Raw genomic sequence first — 15,789 nt, forward strand, 5'->3', positions numbered from 1 at the left:
ATACATTTCAAGCGTGGCTTGCCCAATTGGCGAGAAACTGGGTGACTTTGTCTTCAATACGACTCTCCACGGTTCTCAAGCGAAGTAACGGAATATTGCTCTTATTTAAGATGCTGTTCTTCAACGCATCCCGCTCCGCCTGTTCCGCCCTGTCGTGAGAGCCGCCATCGACTTCGATCACACCCAACGGCGTTTTCCCCACCTTGAAATAGAGCACAAAATCACAACTGGCGCGGTTTTTCATAAACGCCTGCTCTCGTGCCGTCAATGCTGCGTTGGTCGATGAGGCGACCTGGTTCAGTGCGATCTGGAAGTGAAACGTCAGCGCCCGGCACGACGCGCCAGACATCGCGTCCCGCAACACCTGTGCCACGATCTGCTCGGATTTGAACCGTGAATCTACAGGCCGTAGTCTGGCATTGAGCCGCTCCAGGGATTGGTCGTACTCCCGGTACAGCAGATCGAAGGCCGAAACCACGGGAGCGCGCCGCACCTGTTTTTCGTTCGCGTAATACTCGACATAGCGCACCAATGCGGCAATAGGTCCGCTGTTCGCGGAAAAGACCTCGTCGCCCGTCACCAGGATGAATTTGTTTTTGGCCCTCGACACCGCAACGTTGACCATGCGCGCATCATCCACAAAATCCAGCCGGGTCTGGCTTTCCCGCTTCTTATCCAACACGGTGGAGAAGACGATCTCATCGCACTCCCGGCCCTGGAACTTGTGCACGGTGTCTTTCACGAAATCCGCCGGCAAATACGAACCAGAAAGAGCGACTTGCGCTCTGAAAGGGGCAATGAAGCCTCGGCCGTCTCCGTCCAGCCCTGCGGGCTCTCCTTCGTCTTCGAGCGTCTTGAGCAACGAGTCCAGTTCCCTGAGGTTCGCGTTTTTTCGGGTATGGTTTCCCTTGGCGGTGACCAGCAAGCTCAGGGATTCTTCGCCACCATCATGCGTCATCGGAATCAGTTCGTTCTCATAGAACTGCTGATTGCAGAACTGGATGATCCGGGGATGGCATCGGTAGTGCTCTTTCAGCAAGGTCCTGGGCAGCGTGTGCTTGAAAACACCGATGCTCGAATCGAGCAGACTGTATTTCTCGCAATCGTAACCATCAACGGGCGCCACCAGGTCCAGTTTCACGGGAATGTGCGCCAACTGCCTGTGATCACCAACGATGACCAGATTCTTCGCGCAACCCAGCGCCAATATTCCCGGGACAATGTCTTGCTGGGAGGCCTCGTCGATGATGACGTAGTCGAGTATCGCCCCCGCTGCGATCGAATTGACGATGGAGTGCGTGCTGCTGCCGATGACCGGAAAACGCTTCAAAAACGCATCGAAGTCTTTCCGGTAGTTCTCCGCATCGAACATTTGCGAATCCCGGATATTTTCATGAAGGTGGCGTTTTAGATACCTCATCGAACCCACCGTCAATTCATCCAGAAGTGCCGTGAAATTTCCGCGCTCCAAGGACGCAAGGCACACGGCCAAAGCCGCCTCCTTCTCGCCTAGCACCTTGTCGTAGTAGTGCATCTGCAAGGAATAAAAGACGGACTGGCGCTTTTCCCCATTACCGAAAGGCCTGGTTCGAAATATCCTGAATTGAAACAGCAGCTCTATCCTGTCCTTGAACCCGATGCGCTGACTCGCAAGATGGGACAGATAGGCCATCAAATCCGCCGTCTTTCGCGGGGACAAGCCGTATTTATCCAAAGAGGCAGGAGCCCGCGCCCCATTGTCCTGCTGCCACTGCAGAAGATAGCGCCGCTCTATGACCAATTCATTTATCTCGGCTTTGAGTTGCGCAGCCGTGTTGTGGGCGCTCAGGTGCTGCTTCAACTGTGCCAGAGTGGTCTGAAGGTCCTCCATTGCGGGCGCAGCTTCTGGTTCGGCCGACGGCGCGAGGGGAATACTGGCGAAGAAGTCCTTTTGGTTGTCTTTGCTACCGAGCCGGGCGGCCAGATAATCCAAGCCGACTTTTTCTAGTTTTTCGTAAACATTTTTCACCGCCGCATTGTTGTTGGACAGCACTGCGACCGTTTTACCGCGCAAAAGGACATTGGCGATGATGTTCAGGATTGTCTGCGTCTTGCCTGTCCCGGGAGGCCCTTCAATCAGGCTGATCTGTGTGTTGAAAGCCTGCTCAACCGCCATGAGCTGGCTTTCGTTGACACCAAAGGGATAGATCAGTTGCTCCGCCTCTTTCTGCTTACCATTGATCCCTGTACAGTAGGCATGCAAGGCAGTGCCCACACAGGCGGGCAGTTTTTCGAGTTGGCGCACTACGTTGGCCGCGATCTGCTCTTGATCCGCCGACATCCCGCAGTCCACCCGGGCATTTGCCACGGAAACGAAGTAGCGGAATATCGGCCCATCCATCATCTCCGTCTGCGAGACGAATTCAATGCCATCCAGCTTATGGACGTAGCTCTTGGTGCTTCCCGGATACTGGATGGCAGCGTATTTCTCGCCATAGATCACCGCTTTTTCGATGGTCTTGACGACGGAACTGCCTTTCTTGACAAAAAACTTCTCACCCAGTTCCCGGGTGGGAACGATCGTGCATTCACTGAGCGGGCAGGTAAAGATTTTTTTGGAGGGGAAATGGCAAGTCAATGCCAATGCCTGGTGCGTGTTGCTCCATTGAATCGTCCAGTCCCTGATTTGCCGAGTCCTGTCTTCGCCGCGGACATGGATAGAGACCATGGACATTCTCTACACGCTCACTCCCACTCAATCGTCGCCGGCGGCTTGCTGCTGACGTCGTAGGTGACGCGGTTGATGCCGCGCACTTCGTTGATGATGCGGCCGGAGACTTTTTTGAGCAGCGCATAGGGCAGCTCGGCCCAATCGGCGGTCATGAAGTCGCTGGTCTGCACGGCGCGCAAGGCGACCACATAGTCGTAGGTGCGGCCGTCGCCCATCACGCCGACGCTTTTGACCGGCAAGAACACGGTGAAAGCCTGGCTGGTGAGGTCGTACCAGGACTTGCCGGTGGCCGCGTCCTTGAAGTTGCGCAGCTCTTCGATGAAGATCGCGTCGGCGCGGCGCAGCAGGTCGGCGTATTCTTTTTTGACTTCGCCGAGGATGCGCACGCCCAGGCCCGGGCCGGGGAAAGGATGGCGGTAGACCATGTCGTGCGGCAGGCCCAGCGCGACGCCGAGTTCGCGGACTTCGTCCTTGAACAGCTCGCGCAGGGGTTCCAGCAGCTTCAGGCCCAACTGCTCGGGCAGGCCGCCCACGTTGTGGTGGCTCTTGATGGTGACGGCTTTTTTGCTCTTGGCGCCGCCGGATTCAATGACGTCGGGGTAAATCGTGCCTTGGGCCAGCCATTTGGCGCCCTTGTGGCCGCCGTCGCCGGCTTTCAGCCGGGCAGCCTCGGCCTTGAACACTTCGACGAACTCGCGGCCAATGATTTTCCGCTTGGCTTCGGGTTCGTTCACGCCGGCCAGGTGGCCGAGGAACTGGTCGCTCGCATCGACACGAATCACCTTGGCGTGCAGCTTGCCGACGAACATGTCCATCACCATGTCGCCTTCGTTCAAGCGCAGCAGGCCGTGGTCGACGAAAACGCAGGTGAGCTGGTCGCCGATGGCGCGGTGGATCAGGGCCGCCGCGACGGACGAATCAACGCCGCCCGACAAGCCCAGGATGACTTCCTCGTCACCGACCTGCTGGCGGATTTTTTCAACGGCTTCGCTGATGTAGTCGCCCATGACCCAGTCCTGGCGGGTGCCGCAGATGCCCAGCACAAAACGCTGGAGGATGGCGTTGCCCTGCTTGGTGTGCGTGACCTCGGGGTGGAACTGCACCGCGTAGAAACGGCGGTCTTCGTCGGCCATGCCGGCGATGGGGCAGGAATCGGTGGAGGCCATGAGCTTGAAGCCCGGCGGCATCTCGGTGACCTTGTCGCCGTGGCTCATCCAGACGTCCAGCATGCCCTGGCCTTCGGGCGTGGTGTAGTCGGCGATGTCTTTCAGCAGCGCGGTGTGGCCGCGGGCGCGCACGTCGGCGGAGCCGAACTCGCGCTTGTGCCCGCCTTCGACCTTGCCGCCCAATTGGTGCGCCATGGCCTGCATGCCGTAGCAGATGCCCAGCACCGGAAGGCCCAGCTCGAAGACGGCTTGCGGCGCCTTGTCGGTGGTCTCTTCGTAAATGCTGGCGTGGCTGCCGGAGAGGATCACGCCCTTGAGCGTGCCGTCCTTCGCGTAGTCGCGGATCCATTCGTCGCTGACGTCGCAGGGGTGGACTTCGCAGAACACGTGGGCGTCGCGCACGCGGCGGGCGATCAGCTGGGTGACCTGGGAACCAAAATCAAGAATGAGGATTTTCTGGTGCTGCATGAGGGTGTTACTCCAAGGCAAAAAAAGAAAAAGGCGTCTGGTTTATCAGACGCCTCAGGCCGCTGTGGGGCTCAATCAGCCCGGTAGTTCGGCGCTTCCTTGGTGATCTGCACGTCGTGGACATGGCTCTCGCGTATGCCGGCGGAGGTGATTTCCACAAATTCGGCCTTGTCGCGCATGTCTTCAATGGTGGGGCAACCGCAGTAGCCCATGCTGGCCCGCAGGCCGCCGGCCATCTGGAACACGATGGCGACCATGGAGCCCTTGTAGGGGACCCGGCCTTCAATGCCTTCGGGCACCAGCTTGTCGGCATTCGGGTTGCCGGTGCTGGATTCCTGGAAATAGCGGTCGGCGCTGCCCTGCTGCATGGCGCCTATGCTGCCCATGCCGCGGTAGCTCTTGTAGCTGCGGCCCTGGAACAGGATGACCTCGCCCGGGGCCTCTTCGGTGCCGGCGAACATGCCGCCCATCATGACCGTGTTGGCGCCGGCCGCGATCGCCTTGGCGATGTCGCCGCTGTAGCGGATGCCGCCGTCGCCGATCAACGGGACGCCGGTGCCGCGCAGCGCGGTGGCGACGTTGTCGATGGCCATGATCTGCGGAACGCCCACGCCGGCAACGATGCGGGTGGTGCAGATGCTGCCGGGGCCTATGCCGACCTTGACGCCGTCGGCGCCGGCTTCGACCAGCGCCAGCGCCGCGGCGCCCGTGGCGATGTTGCCGCCTATGACATCAACTTGCGGGTAGTTCTGCTTGACCCAGCGAACCCGGTCCAGCACGCCTTTGCTGTGGCCGTGGGCGGTATCGACGACGATGGCGTCGACGCCGGCCTTGACCAGGGCTTCAACCCGCTCTTCAGTGCCCTCACCCACCCCGACAGCGGCGCCCACGCGCAGCTGGCCGTGCGAGTCGCGTGCGGCGTTCGGGAAGGTGGTCTGCTTGGTGATGTCCTTGACGGTGATCAGGCCCTTGAGCTCGAAATTGTCGTTGACCAGCAGCACGCGCTCGAGGCGGTGCTTGTTCAGCAATGCCTTGGCATCGGCCAGCGAAGCGGTTTCGGAGATGGTGATCAGGCGCTCGCGCGGCGTCATGATGGTGCTGACCGGCACGTCCATGCGCGATTCGAAGCGCATGTCGCGCCCGGTCACGATGCCGACGACCCTGCCGCCGTCGATCACCGGGAAGCCGGAGATGCCGAGCTGCTCGCTCAGGGCCATGACCTGGCGCACAGTGTGGGTGGGGGTGATCACCACGGGGTCACGCAGCACGCCGCTTTCGTAGCGCTTGACCTTGGCGACTTCAGCGGCCTGTTGTTGGGGCGTGAGGTTCTTGTGGACGATGCCGATGCCGCCCTCCTGCGCGATGGCGATGGCGAGCCGGGCTTCGGTGACCGTGTCCATGGCGGCCGACACGAGCGGCAGGTTCAGGCGGATGTTTCGGGAAAACTGGGTGGAAAGCGAGGTGTCCTTGGGCAGGACCTGGGAGAACGCTGGCACCAACAATACGTCGTCGAAGGTGAGCGCTTTGCCGAGTAGGCGCATAGGGATGGCTCCAAAAACACGATTGTACCCTTGTCGCAAAGACCCGTCGGTACTAACCCCTAGGAGCCTGGGCGGCAGAAGGAGCATCGGCTGCAAAGCGAGCGCAGCGGTCCATTTTTCACCGGCTTTTTGCCCCATAGCTACGGCTATGGGTCTGCAAATCCGGCAAAAACTGTCCTCGCTGGGCTCGCTTTTCGCTTCGATGCCTTCTGCCGCCCAGGCTCCTAGCGCCTCGACATCCGTCGGGCTACTGTTGCGCCGGGTTGTAAAAAGGCAGCTTTGCCTGCTCTTTGCGCCCCCTTTGCGCCCGAACGGAGGGCAAACCGCATCTCACGGCGCTACACTGGTGAAATGGATCTCAAACTCGTTTCAAGAACCCTCATCCTGGCCGTCGCCGGCGGGTCATTTGCACTCACCGCGTTTGCCCAGTGGCAATGGATCGACAAGGACGGCCGCAAGGTCTACAGCGACCGCTCGCCACCGGCCGATATCCTGGAAAAAAATATCCTGAAGAGGCCGCGCGGAGCCCAGGTCACGGCAGCGCCTGTCGCGAGTGACGCGCCGGCGGCTGCGCCTGCCGGCACGGCCTCCGCCGCCGCCAAGGGCAATGCCGGCGCTCCCAAGCTGTCGGGTAAGGACGCCCAGCTGGAAGCCAAGAAAAAACAGGCTGAAGACGAAGAAGCCACCAAGAAAAAAGCCGAAGACGAAAAGGTCGCCAAAGCCAAGGCCGACAATTGCGAATTGGCCAAAAAAGGCCAGGCCAGCATGAAGTCCGGCGTGAGGATTTTGACGACCAACGCCAAGGGTGAACGGGAGGTCCTCGATGACAGCGCCAAGGCGGCCGAAACGAAACGCCTCCAGGCTGTTATCGACAGCGATTGCAAATAAGCGAAGCGGATTCCAGCTAACCACCGGCCTCAACCGCACGCAGCGTTTCGCAAACTGCCTGAGCCGCAGCTCCTTCGCACTTCCCGTCAGTAGCCGGCCTTCGCACCGGCCCGGGTCCTGGCAAACAGCCCGGCCCGCTTGGCCCCCTGCCGGTTGAACCTTTCCCTGCGCGCCACCTTGGGATCCACACGCAGGCCGCGGTAGATCTCCACGCGGTCATGGTCCAGCAGCACATGCCCCGGCGTGGTCTTGCGGCCCCAGATGCCCAGCACGGGACGCCCGGCACGCAATTCGGCAAACTCATCGAACACCCCGCTGGCCGCCAGCGCCTGCGCCACTGTCGCACCGTCTGCGAGTTCCAGCACCCACTCGCGCACCTGCCTGGGCATAGGGGAGTAAACCAGGACTATCTTGAACAGCCCGCCGCCCTCAGCCTTCGCCATAAACATCCGACGCTCTTTTGACAAAAGCATCGACCAGGCTGCCTGCGATCTTGTCGAACACGGGGCCGACCAGGGCCGCCAGCGCGGCATTGTCAAAATCGTAGCGCAGGGTGAACTCGACCTTGCAGGCTCTTTCGTCGCCCTTGCCCACCGTCGTGAAATCCCAGTGGCCGTCGAGCTTTGAAAAAGGGCCGTCAACCAGCTTGAGGCTGACCTTGCGGTCTTTTTCATGGGTGTTGCGTGTGGTGAAGCTTTGCGAGAGGCCGGCAATGGAAAGGCCGATCTTTGCCGTCATGCCGTGCGCGTCTTCCTCCAGTACCGAGGCCTGGTCGCACCAGGGTAAAAACTCCGGATAACGGGCGACGTCGATGACCAGGGCGAACATCTCGGCGGCGCTGTACCAGATTAAAACGGACTTGTGAACGGTTTTCATACAATCGAGGACTGGGCGCAATTGTATTGGCACTGTACTTTCCGGTTTTCGCCCCTATCTTTTATCCATGGCCACCAAAGAAGCATCCTCCTCCAAAAAAACGGCCGCAACGCCTTCCGCAAACCTTTCCCCCAAGGCCGCGGCTGCCGCCGTGCGCATTGCCGACAACAAAAAAGCACTTTTCAACTACCACATCGAGGAGCGCTTTGAAGCGGGCATGGTGCTGGAAGGCTGGGAAGTGAAGTCCCTGCGCGAAGGCAAGGTGCAGCTCACCGACGGCTATGTGGTGGTGCGCGGCGGCGAACTGTTCATCATCGGCTGCCAGATCAATCCGCTGGGCACAGCCTCGACCCACGTGCGGCCCGACTCGGTGCGCACCAAGAAGCTGCTGATGCACAAGGAAGAGATCCGCAGGCTGATCGGTAAGGTCGAACAAAAAGGCTTCACCCTGGTGCCGCTGAACATGCACTGGAAGGCCGGCAAGGTGAAGTGCGAGATCGGCCTGGCCAAGGGCAAGGGCGAGCACGACAAACGCGACACCATCAAGGACCGCGAAGGCAAGCGCGAGGTCGAGCGCGCCATGAAGTCCCGCAACCGCTGAATGCGGCTTGCGCGAGCGGCAGGTCCACGCCGCTGAAAAAATTTGTAACGCCATGGAATAAACCACCCATCGCGGGTGTTTACTCCGGTGCAGGCTGCTTTGGCCTGAAACACAACCGGAGATTTCCATGAAATTGCTACCCATTGCCCTGTTGACCGCCAGCCTGCTCGGTATCTGCGCATCTGCAGGCGCCCAAAGCCCGGCCAAAGCCGCCGACGGCGTGCTGGTCGGCCCCAACGGCATGACGCTCTATATCTTCGACAAGGACACGGGCGACAAGTCGGTTTGCAACGGCGGCTGCGCCACCAACTGGCCGCCGCTGATGGCCACCGACGCCGACAAGGCCGCCGGCGACTACACCATCATCACCCGCGACGACGGCAAAAAGCAGTGGGCCCTGAAAGGCAAGCCGCTGTACTACTGGGCCAAGGACACCAAGCCCGGCGACAAGACCGGCGACAACGTGGGAACCGTCTGGCACGTCGTCAAGCCCTGACGACGTAATGCCTGCTGCTGCCCGCCCCACCACGATGGCAGCAGGCTTTGCCTGACGCATGACCGAATTTCCGCTGACCGACCACATCCCCAGCCTGCGCCGCTATGCGCGCGCGCTGACGGGCGACGCCTGGACGGCCGACGACCTGGTGCAGGACACACTGGAACGTGCCTGCTCCAGGTGGCGTCTGTGGGTGGTGGGCAGCGACCTGCGCGCCTGGCTGTTCACGCTGATGCACAACGTCTTCGTCAACCAGGTCCGCCGCTCCATGCGGCAGGCGGCTGCGGGCACCACGGTCAACGTCGATGACGTCGAGAACGAGCTGGCCGCGCCTGAAGCGGGCACGGCCCAGTCCCTGGACCTGCAGCGCTGCCTGTTGCGCCTTCCCGAAGACCAGCGGGCCGTGCTGCTGCTGGTCAGCCTGGAAGACCTGACCTATGAGGAGGTCGCAAAGATCACCGGCGTGCCGGTCGGGACGGTCATGTCCCGCCTGTCGCGCGCGCGCAGCCGCCTGCGCGAATTGATGGACGGCCCGGCGTCGACACCGGCCGCCGGCGCGCCCGCACAGCTCAGGCGCCTGAAGTAAAGGCAGGACCTTCATGGAAAAAACCCACGACACATCACGCGCGCCCCATGGCGAACTCCTGCACGACCGGATCAATGCCTTGGTCGATGGCCGGTTGCCGCCCGCGCGGCAAGTAGAACTCGAGGCGCAGCTGGCCAACGATACCGCCGCCCAGGACACCCTGCAGGCCTGGAAAGCCCAGCGCGAGGCCTTGCGCGCCTTGCACCGCCCGTTACTGGAAGAAGCCATCCCCGACGCGCTGATGGCCGCCGCACGCCGTGGCGAGGCCGGCAGGCGACAAGTCGGCCAATGGCAGCGCTGGGGCGGCATGGCGGCGGCCGTGATGCTGGCGTTTGGCGTGGGCTGGCTCTCGCATGGGCAGCTCGGCGGCCCGCCGGCATCGCAGCAACTCGCCTCGGCCGGGACCGGTGCGGCGCAATCGTTTGTGCACCAGGCCTCGCTCGCGCACGCGGTGTTTTCACCGGAGGTGCGGCATCCCGTCGAAGTCACGGCCGCGCAGCAGGACCATCTGGTGCAGTGGCTGTCCAAACGTGTGGGCCGGCCGCTGAAAGTGCCGGTGCTGGCGACTGAAGGTTATGAACTGGTCGGTGGCCGGCTGCTGTCAGGCGACGGCGGCGCCCGCGCGCAGTTCATGTTCCAGAACCCGGCCGGCCTGCGCTTGACCTTGTACCTGGGCGCCATCGACGCGGCCTTGCCGGGCTCCACCAAAGCGGCGCCCCAGGCTGCGCAGGAAACCGCTTTTCGCTACAGCGGCGACGGCCCGGTGCCTTCGTTTTACTGGGTGGACCAGGGCTTCGGCTACGCGCTGAGCGGCGCCGTGTCGCGCGATGAATTGATGAAGCTGGCGCAGCTGGTGTACCAGCAGCTCTAGGCTCACATCTCCGGAATCACTCCAGCTATTTCAGGTCGCGCAGTGGATGTGTTTCAGGCGTCCAGGGGCTCGCAAAAAACGCATCGGCCATGCCGGGCTTGACGTCTTCAATGCGGGCCGGGTTCCACTGCGGCTTGTAGTCCTTGTCGACAGCCAGCGCGCGTATGCCTTCGACAGTCTCGCCGGCCGCGCCCGGGCGCAGGTGAAAGCATTGGTAGACCATATCGCGCTCCATGCGCAGGTCGTCGGCCAGGCTCAAGCCGCGGGCGCGCCGGATTTGCTCCAGCGCCACATGCAGCATCAAGGGCGAGCGTTTGCGCAAGGTGGCGGCGGTTTTGGCCGCCCAGGGGTCGCCCGAAGCTTCCAGCGCATCGACGATGTGTTTTACGCGCTGCAGGGAAAAATAGCCGTCGATCCGGCTGTCTGCTTGTGCCGGCCGGGTATGGCCTGACGTCCACTGCGCCGTGATCCATGCCTCGGCCGCATCGACCGACCCGAAGGCCTGGCTGCCCAGCGCGTCCCAAAGCTTGGGCAAGCTGGCCGCGTCCACCTTGATGTCGGCCAGGCCATAGTCCAACGCCTCGTCCGCGCCAATCACGTCCCCCGTCAGCGCGAGGTATTCACCCGCGTGGCCAGGGCAGCGCCCCAGGAAATAACCGCCGCCGACATCGGGAAACAGGCCGATATTGGTTTCAGGCATGGCCATCTTGGTGTGCTCGGTCACGATGCGCACCTTGGCGCCTTGACTGATTCCCATGCCGCCGCCCATCACCACGCCGTCCATAAAAGCGACATAAGGCTTGGGGTAGCTGTGGATCAGGTGGTTGAGGGCGTATTCCTCGGTGAAGAAGTCTTCCAGCGCGGAGTCGCCCGCGAGCGCCGCCTGGTGAAAAAAGCGGATGTCACCGCCCGCGCAAAAGCCGCCGAACAGGCTTTCCGGCGTGCCGGGCTGGCCTTTTTTGTTGCTGCCGCGTATCGCCACGACGTGGACCTCGGGGTCTTCGCGCCAGGCCTGCAAGGCGGCCGACAGATCCCGGATCATGGGCAGCGACAAGGCATTAAGCGCCTTGGGGCGGTTCAGGGTAATGAGGCCCGCGTTGCCACGCCGCTCGACCACGACGTCGCTTCTGGTTTCGATACTTGTGCTGCTCATGCCCGTTGCCTCCATCCAATCAATTCATTGACCACCAGCGCGCCGATGACCAGCGCACCGCCGGTCAGCACGCTCGCACCGGGCACCTCGCCCGCGCCGACCCAGGCCAGCAATATCCCGAAGATCACCTCCAGCAGCGCCAGCAGGGCGACTTCCGGCGCCTTGAGCACGCCGGCGCACATCACCGACAGCACGCAGGGAATCGCCAGTTGCACCAGGCCCAGCAAGGCCAGCAAACCGACGTCATGCGCCGTGGCCGAAAACGGCAGCGACAAAGGCAAAGTCGCCAGCGTCGAAATCACCGCGCCCAGCAGCACCGCCGGCACCAGGTCGATGTTCTTGCCGTGCGCGCGGCTGTGCTGCACCACCGTCCAGTTGCTGGCGCTGGCGATCGGCACCATCAGCGCCACCAGGGTTCCGCCTATGTGGCTGGAAAGGTCCATCTGCCCGCCGTACATCCAGGCAATGCCGGCGCCCGCCATCGCGATGGCCAGCCAGGTGCGCGCGGGGATTTTGTGGCCGATAAAGACACGCGCCAGCAAGGCCGTGATGAAAGGGCTGACCGCCATGGTCACCAGCACATTGGCCACGGTGGTCAGCGTGAGCGCCACCATAAAAGCCGTGAACATCACGCTCCAGCAAATGCCCGACAGCCAGAAGGCGCCCCCGCCGTTGCGGATCTTGGTGAACACCGCCCTGCCCTGGAAAAACGGCAGGATGACCAGCAGCGACACCACGGTGAAAAAGCTGCGCCAGAAAGTGACCTCAAAGCTGCGGGCCGACTCCAGGTGGCGTGTCACGACACCGGCAATCGACCACATCATGGTCACGAGGATCATCAGGAAGACGGCGCGGGAATGCGTGAGTTTCATAAAAATCTCTGCCGAAAATGCATAACTACATCGATAAAAGAAAAGGGCCGCTTCTCGCACAACCGTGCAGCGGCCCTTCCATCTGGCGCTTGGCCTCTGGCCGCCTCGGCGGCCGAGGGCTTAGCGGCCTGCGCGCTTGCGGTCGCTTTCCTTGAGGTGGCGCTTGCGCAGGCGGATGGACTTGGGCGTGATCTCGACCAGTTCGTCGTCCTCGATGAATTCCACGCCGTATTCCAGCGTGCATTCGATTGGGGGCGTGATCTTGATCGCGTCTTCCTTGCCGCTGACGCGGAAGTTGGTCAGCTGCTTGGTGCGCGTGGCGTTGACCACCAGGTCGTTGTCGCGGCTGTGGATGCCGACGATCATGCCTTCGTACACCGGGTCGTTGGCGCGCACGAACATGCGGCCGCGGTCGTCCAGCTTGCCCAGGGCGTAGGTGAAGATTTCACCGTCGTCCATGGAGATCAGCACGCCGTTCTTGCGGCCGCCGATGTCACCCTTGTGCGGCTCATAGCCGTCAAAGATATTGGAAATCAGGCCGGAGCCGCGCGTCAAATTCAGGAATTCATTGGTGAAGCCGATCAGGCCGCGCGCAGGGATGCGGTACTCGAGGCGCACACGGCCGCGGCCGTCCGGCTCCATGTTCACCAGTTCACCTTTGCGCTCGCCCAGTGCCTGCATCACGCCGCCCTGGTGCTGGTCTTCAATGTCGGCGGTGACCAGCTCGATAGGCTCGTGGCGCACGCCGTCGACGTCCTTGAACACCACGCGCGGCTTGGACACGGCCATTTCATAGCCTTCACGGCGCATGTTTTCCAGCAGGATGGTCAGGTGCAACTCGCCGCGGCCCATAACTTCGAAGATACCTTCTTCGTCGGTTTCCTTGACGCGCAGGGCCACGTTGTGTTGCAGCTCCTTTTGCAGGCGGTCCCAGATCTGGCGGCTGGTGACGAACTTGCCTTCACGTCCGGCCAATGGGCTGGTGTTGACGCAGAAATTCATGGTCAGCGTCGGCTCGTCGACCTTGAGCATGGGCAGCGGCGCCGGGTTGGCCGGGTCGGTGATGGTCACGCCGATGCCGATGTCGGTCAGGCCGTTGATCAGCACGATTTCGCCGGGGCCGGCTTCGGTGGCCTGCACGCGCTCCAGGCCCTGGAAGGTCAGCACCTGGTTGATACGGCCTTTGACGGCCTTGCCGTCCGGGCCTTCCATGACCACGACGTCCATCATGGGCTTGATCGTGCCCTGGCTGATGCGGCCCACGCCGATGCGGCCGACGAAGGTCGAGAAGTCGAGTGCGGAAATCTGCAGTTGCAACGGAGCTGCAGGATCGCCCTTTTGCGCAGGCACGTGCTTGAGGATGGTGTTGAACAGGGCCGACATGTCGGGGCCCCACTGTTCATTGGGTGGGCCTTCTTCCAGCGAAGACCAGCCGTTGATGCCGGAGGCATAGACCACGGGGAAGTCGAGCTGCTCGTCGGTCGCGCCCAGTTTGTCGAACAGGTCGAAAGCGGCGTTGACGACCTTGTCGGGGTTGGCGCCCGGCTTGTCGACCTTGTTGACCACCACGATGGGCTTGAGGCCCAGGGCCAACGCCTTCTTGGTCACGAAACGCGTCTGGGGCATGGGGCCTTCCTGCGCGTCGATCAGCAGCACCACGCCGTCGACCATGGACAGCGCGCGTTCCACTTCGCCGCCGAAGTCGGCGTGGCCCGGGGTGTCGACGATGTTGATGTGCGTGCCTTCCCAGGTCACGGCGCAGTTCTTGGCCAGGATGGTAATGCCGCGTTCTTTTTCGATGGCGTTGTTGTCCATCACGGTGTCGACCACTTTTTCGTGCTCGGCGAAGGTGCCGGACTGGCGCAGCAGCTGGTCGACCATGGTGGTTTTGCCATGGTCAACGTGGGCGATGATGGCGATATTGCGGATCTGTTTGTGGCTCATGGTTGGCTTTCTGGGAACTTTAAAACGTCAAAACTGGCAAAAAAAACGGCTAATGGTGAACAAGGGCCGCCGCACCCGCGGGCGCGGCATCGCCGGAACTCTGTGCGGCAGCCAGGATGTCCTGGATCTCGATCGGGCTCAACAGGCGCTGCGGAATCAATTCGTCGGCCGTGATGTGGGCCGAGCCCAGGAAGGCCGGCGCCTCGCCGCCCTGCCCCGCATCCGCCGCAGGGCCGTAAACCTGCACCAGCGGCGCATCGGCGCCCCACTGGCCGGGCTGGCCGCGGCGGCGCAGGCCGCTTAAAAACCGCCCTGCATTGTCGGCGTCCAATGTGACAGACGGGTACGCCGACACCAGGGCCTGGGCCGGCAGCAGGCAAGCTTCGCGCTCGGGCTCGGTCATGGCTTCCAGGGCCGGCAGGCTCACGCATTGTTGCGCGGTAAAACCGCCGGTTTCCAGCCGCCTGAGCGAACCCAGGTGGGCGCCGCAACCTATGGCCTCGCCGATGTCTTCGCCCAGGGTACGGATGTAGGTGCCTTTGCTGCAGCTCACGGTGATCTTGATGGCGGCCGGCGCGCGCTCGTCATGGACCACGGCCATGTCAAGCTGGAAGATGGTGATGTGGCGGGCTTCGCGCTCCACTTCCTGGCCCTGGCGGGCGTATTCATACAGCGCCTTGCCGTCCTTCTTGAGCGCCGAGTACATGGGCGGGACCTGCGCCAGCGGGCCGGTAAAACGCGCCGTCAAATCCTGCAGCAGGGCCGGCGTAATCTCGGGCACGGGCCGGGTTTCAATCACGTCGCCTTCGGCGTCCGCCGTGCTGGTTTTCTGGCCCAGCAGCAGGACAGCTTCGTAGGTCTTGTCGGCATCGAGCTGGATCTGGCTGAACTTGGTGGCCGCGCCAAAGCACAGCGGCAGCACGCCGGTGGCCAGCGGGTCCAGCGTGCCGGTGTGGCCGGCCTTGTCGGCGCGCAGCAGCCATTTGGCCTTCTGCAAGGCCTGGTTGCTCGACAGACCCAGCGGCTTGTCGAGCAGCAGCACGCCGTGCACGGGACGTCGCTGGATTTTCTGGCGATGAGAAGAGGTTTGCGTCATAAATTCCGACAGGTTCGGCGCACGGGACAAACCGGGCGCTTTGTTGGCGCCGTTGTCCCTGAACCTGTCATCAAGGGGAACGGCGCGAACTCAGTCGTCTTGCGCGCGGGAGGAGACCGCCTTGGCAATCAAGGCGTTCATGTCGGCCGCGCGTTCCGTCGTGCGGTCGAAATGGAAATGCAGGGTCGGCACCGTGTGCGTCATCAGCCGCTTGAACAGGCCGTTGCGCAGGAAACCGGCGGCCTGGTTGAGCGCTTCTTCGCACTCGTTCGGGTCGCCGATCAGCACGCTGAAAAACACCTTGGCATGCGCGTAGTCGGCCGTCACCTCGACGGCCTGGATGGTCACCATCCCGACCCGCGGGTCTTTCAGCTCGCGCGCGATCAGCTCCGTCAGATCGCGCTGGATCTGGTCGGCAACGCGAAAACCGCGGTTGGGGGTGGTGGATTTTTTGCGCATGTCAAAAAGTGTTGAGGCCGTTGGCGTGAAGGCCCGCAGCCTGGGCTGCGGGCGGGTTCACG

At 62.3% G+C, this 15,789-nt stretch carries 15 protein-coding genes; 5 read left to right on the plus strand and 10 right to left on the minus strand.

Annotated elements, in window-relative coordinates:
- Positions 1-7: 7 nt before the first annotated feature.
- The 3 genes from ACLV8F_RS06205 to guaB all read right to left on the minus strand — a co-directional run bounded on the left by ACLV8F_RS06205 (position 8) and on the right by guaB (position 5,885).
- Positions 8-2,707, minus strand: a complete 2,700-nt coding sequence (locus ACLV8F_RS06205) for an AAA domain-containing protein (RefSeq protein WP_411883367.1) — start codon at positions 2,705-2,707, stop codon at positions 8-10.
- A gap of 17 nt (positions 2,708-2,724) precedes the next feature.
- Entirely contained in the window at positions 2,725-4,344 is a 1,620-nt protein-coding gene (gene guaA / locus ACLV8F_RS06210) for a glutamine-hydrolyzing GMP synthase (RefSeq protein ID WP_411883368.1), read from the minus strand.
- A gap of 71 nt (positions 4,345-4,415) precedes the next feature.
- Entirely contained in the window at positions 4,416-5,885 is a 1,470-nt protein-coding gene (gene guaB / locus ACLV8F_RS06215) for an IMP dehydrogenase (protein WP_411883369.1), read from the minus strand.
- A gap of 351 nt (positions 5,886-6,236) precedes the next feature.
- Here guaB and ACLV8F_RS06220 point away from each other — a divergent pair, with 351 nt between their 5' ends.
- Entirely contained in the window at positions 6,237-6,773 is a 537-nt protein-coding gene (locus ACLV8F_RS06220) for a DUF4124 domain-containing protein (RefSeq protein WP_411883370.1), read from the plus strand.
- 86 nt (positions 6,774-6,859) lie between these two features.
- Here ACLV8F_RS06220 and ACLV8F_RS06225 read toward each other — a convergent pair whose 3' ends face one another.
- Together ACLV8F_RS06225 and ACLV8F_RS06230 are read right to left on the minus strand one after the other, a co-directional pair.
- Positions 6,860-7,216 carry an RnfH family protein gene (locus ACLV8F_RS06225; protein ID WP_411883371.1) on the minus strand — a complete coding sequence of 119 codons (357 nt, stop codon included), beginning with the start codon at positions 7,214-7,216 and terminating at the stop codon, positions 6,860-6,862.
- A complete protein-coding gene (locus ACLV8F_RS06230; RefSeq protein ID WP_411883372.1) occupies positions 7,203-7,649 on the minus strand; it encodes a type II toxin-antitoxin system RatA family toxin in 447 nt (148 codons plus the stop codon). The genes ACLV8F_RS06225 and ACLV8F_RS06230 overlap by 14 nt, the downstream gene beginning before the upstream one ends.
- Positions 7,650-7,716: 67 nt before the next feature.
- On the opposite strand from ACLV8F_RS06230, the gene smpB reads away from it, so the two are divergent.
- The 4 genes from smpB (at position 7,717) to ACLV8F_RS06250 (ending at position 10,203) form a co-directional block, all read left to right on the plus strand.
- Positions 7,717-8,250, plus strand: a complete 534-nt coding sequence (smpB, locus tag ACLV8F_RS06235) for an SsrA-binding protein SmpB (RefSeq protein WP_411880407.1) — start codon at positions 7,717-7,719, stop codon at positions 8,248-8,250.
- Positions 8,251-8,377: 127 nt separating this feature from the next.
- On the plus strand, positions 8,378-8,746 hold the full coding sequence (locus tag ACLV8F_RS06240) for a hypothetical protein (protein ID WP_411883373.1): 369 nt from the start codon (positions 8,378-8,380) through the stop codon (positions 8,744-8,746).
- A gap of 58 nt (positions 8,747-8,804) precedes the next feature.
- Entirely contained in the window at positions 8,805-9,332 is a 528-nt protein-coding gene (locus ACLV8F_RS06245; protein WP_411883374.1) for an RNA polymerase sigma factor, read from the plus strand.
- Positions 9,333-9,345: 13 nt separating this feature from the next.
- A complete protein-coding gene (locus ACLV8F_RS06250) occupies positions 9,346-10,203 on the plus strand; it encodes an anti-sigma factor family protein (RefSeq protein WP_411883375.1) in 858 nt (285 codons plus the stop codon).
- A gap of 25 nt (positions 10,204-10,228) precedes the next feature.
- Here the strand turns inward: ACLV8F_RS06250 and ACLV8F_RS06255 are convergent, their stop codons facing one another.
- From ACLV8F_RS06255 to rbfA, 5 genes are all read right to left on the minus strand, one after another.
- A complete protein-coding gene (locus ACLV8F_RS06255) occupies positions 10,229-11,356 on the minus strand; it encodes an enoyl-CoA hydratase/isomerase family protein (RefSeq protein WP_411883376.1) in 1,128 nt (375 codons plus the stop codon).
- Positions 11,353-12,228 carry a DMT family transporter gene (locus tag ACLV8F_RS06260; RefSeq protein ID WP_411883377.1) on the minus strand — a complete coding sequence of 292 codons (876 nt, stop codon included), beginning with the start codon at positions 12,226-12,228 and terminating at the stop codon, positions 11,353-11,355. The genes ACLV8F_RS06255 and ACLV8F_RS06260 overlap by 4 nt, the downstream gene beginning before the upstream one ends.
- A gap of 120 nt (positions 12,229-12,348) precedes the next feature.
- Positions 12,349-14,172 carry a translational GTPase TypA gene (gene typA, locus ACLV8F_RS06265; protein WP_411883378.1) on the minus strand — a complete coding sequence of 608 codons (1,824 nt, stop codon included), beginning with the start codon at positions 14,170-14,172 and terminating at the stop codon, positions 12,349-12,351.
- A 49-nt stretch (positions 14,173-14,221) separates the two neighbouring features.
- Positions 14,222-15,268, minus strand: coding sequence for a tRNA pseudouridine(55) synthase TruB (truB, locus tag ACLV8F_RS06270; protein WP_411883379.1), 1,047 nt, complete (start codon positions 15,266-15,268; stop codon positions 14,222-14,224).
- Positions 15,269-15,358: 90 nt separating this feature from the next.
- On the minus strand, positions 15,359-15,727 hold the full coding sequence (gene rbfA / locus ACLV8F_RS06275; RefSeq protein ID WP_411883380.1) for a 30S ribosome-binding factor RbfA: 369 nt from the start codon (positions 15,725-15,727) through the stop codon (positions 15,359-15,361).
- Positions 15,728-15,789: the final 62 nt, after the last annotated feature.

Source organism: Polaromonas sp. YR568, assembly GCF_943369675.1.
In the GTDB taxonomy this organism is placed as follows: Bacteria; Pseudomonadota; Gammaproteobacteria; order Burkholderiales; family Burkholderiaceae_C; genus Polaromonas.

What these genes read in the sequence shown, in the direction of transcription:
- ACLV8F_RS06225 (WP_411883371.1), bottom strand. Translation starts at nt 7,216, where the DNA reads ATGGCGAAGGCTGAGGGCGGCGGGCTGTTCAAGATAGTCCTGGTTTAC.
- ACLV8F_RS06240 (WP_411883373.1), top strand. Translation starts at nt 8,378, where the DNA reads ATGAAATTGCTACCCATTGCCCTGTTGACCGCCAGCCTGCTCGGTATC.
- ACLV8F_RS06220 (WP_411883370.1), top strand. Translation starts at nt 6,237, where the DNA reads ATGGATCTCAAACTCGTTTCAAGAACCCTCATCCTGGCCGTCGCCGGC.
- smpB (WP_411880407.1), top strand. Translation starts at nt 7,717, where the DNA reads ATGGCCACCAAAGAAGCATCCTCCTCCAAAAAAACGGCCGCAACGCCT.
- ACLV8F_RS06205 (WP_411883367.1), bottom strand. Translation starts at nt 2,707, where the DNA reads ATGGTCTCTATCCATGTCCGCGGCGAAGACAGGACTCGGCAAATCAGG.
- guaA (WP_411883368.1), bottom strand. Translation starts at nt 4,344, where the DNA reads ATGCAGCACCAGAAAATCCTCATTCTTGATTTTGGTTCCCAGGTCACC.
- ACLV8F_RS06260 (WP_411883377.1), bottom strand. Translation starts at nt 12,228, where the DNA reads ATGAAACTCACGCATTCCCGCGCCGTCTTCCTGATGATCCTCGTGACC.
- ACLV8F_RS06250 (WP_411883375.1), top strand. Translation starts at nt 9,346, where the DNA reads ATGGAAAAAACCCACGACACATCACGCGCGCCCCATGGCGAACTCCTG.
- typA (WP_411883378.1), bottom strand. Translation starts at nt 14,172, where the DNA reads ATGAGCCACAAACAGATCCGCAATATCGCCATCATCGCCCACGTTGAC.
- truB (WP_411883379.1), bottom strand. Translation starts at nt 15,268, where the DNA reads ATGACGCAAACCTCTTCTCATCGCCAGAAAATCCAGCGACGTCCCGTG.
- rbfA (WP_411883380.1), bottom strand. Translation starts at nt 15,727, where the DNA reads ATGCGCAAAAAATCCACCACCCCCAACCGCGGTTTTCGCGTTGCCGAC.
- guaB (WP_411883369.1), bottom strand. Translation starts at nt 5,885, where the DNA reads ATGCGCCTACTCGGCAAAGCGCTCACCTTCGACGACGTATTGTTGGTG.
- ACLV8F_RS06230 (WP_411883372.1), bottom strand. Translation starts at nt 7,649, where the DNA reads ATGAAAACCGTTCACAAGTCCGTTTTAATCTGGTACAGCGCCGCCGAG.
- ACLV8F_RS06245 (WP_411883374.1), top strand. Translation starts at nt 8,805, where the DNA reads ATGACCGAATTTCCGCTGACCGACCACATCCCCAGCCTGCGCCGCTAT.
- ACLV8F_RS06255 (WP_411883376.1), bottom strand. Translation starts at nt 11,356, where the DNA reads ATGAGCAGCACAAGTATCGAAACCAGAAGCGACGTCGTGGTCGAGCGG.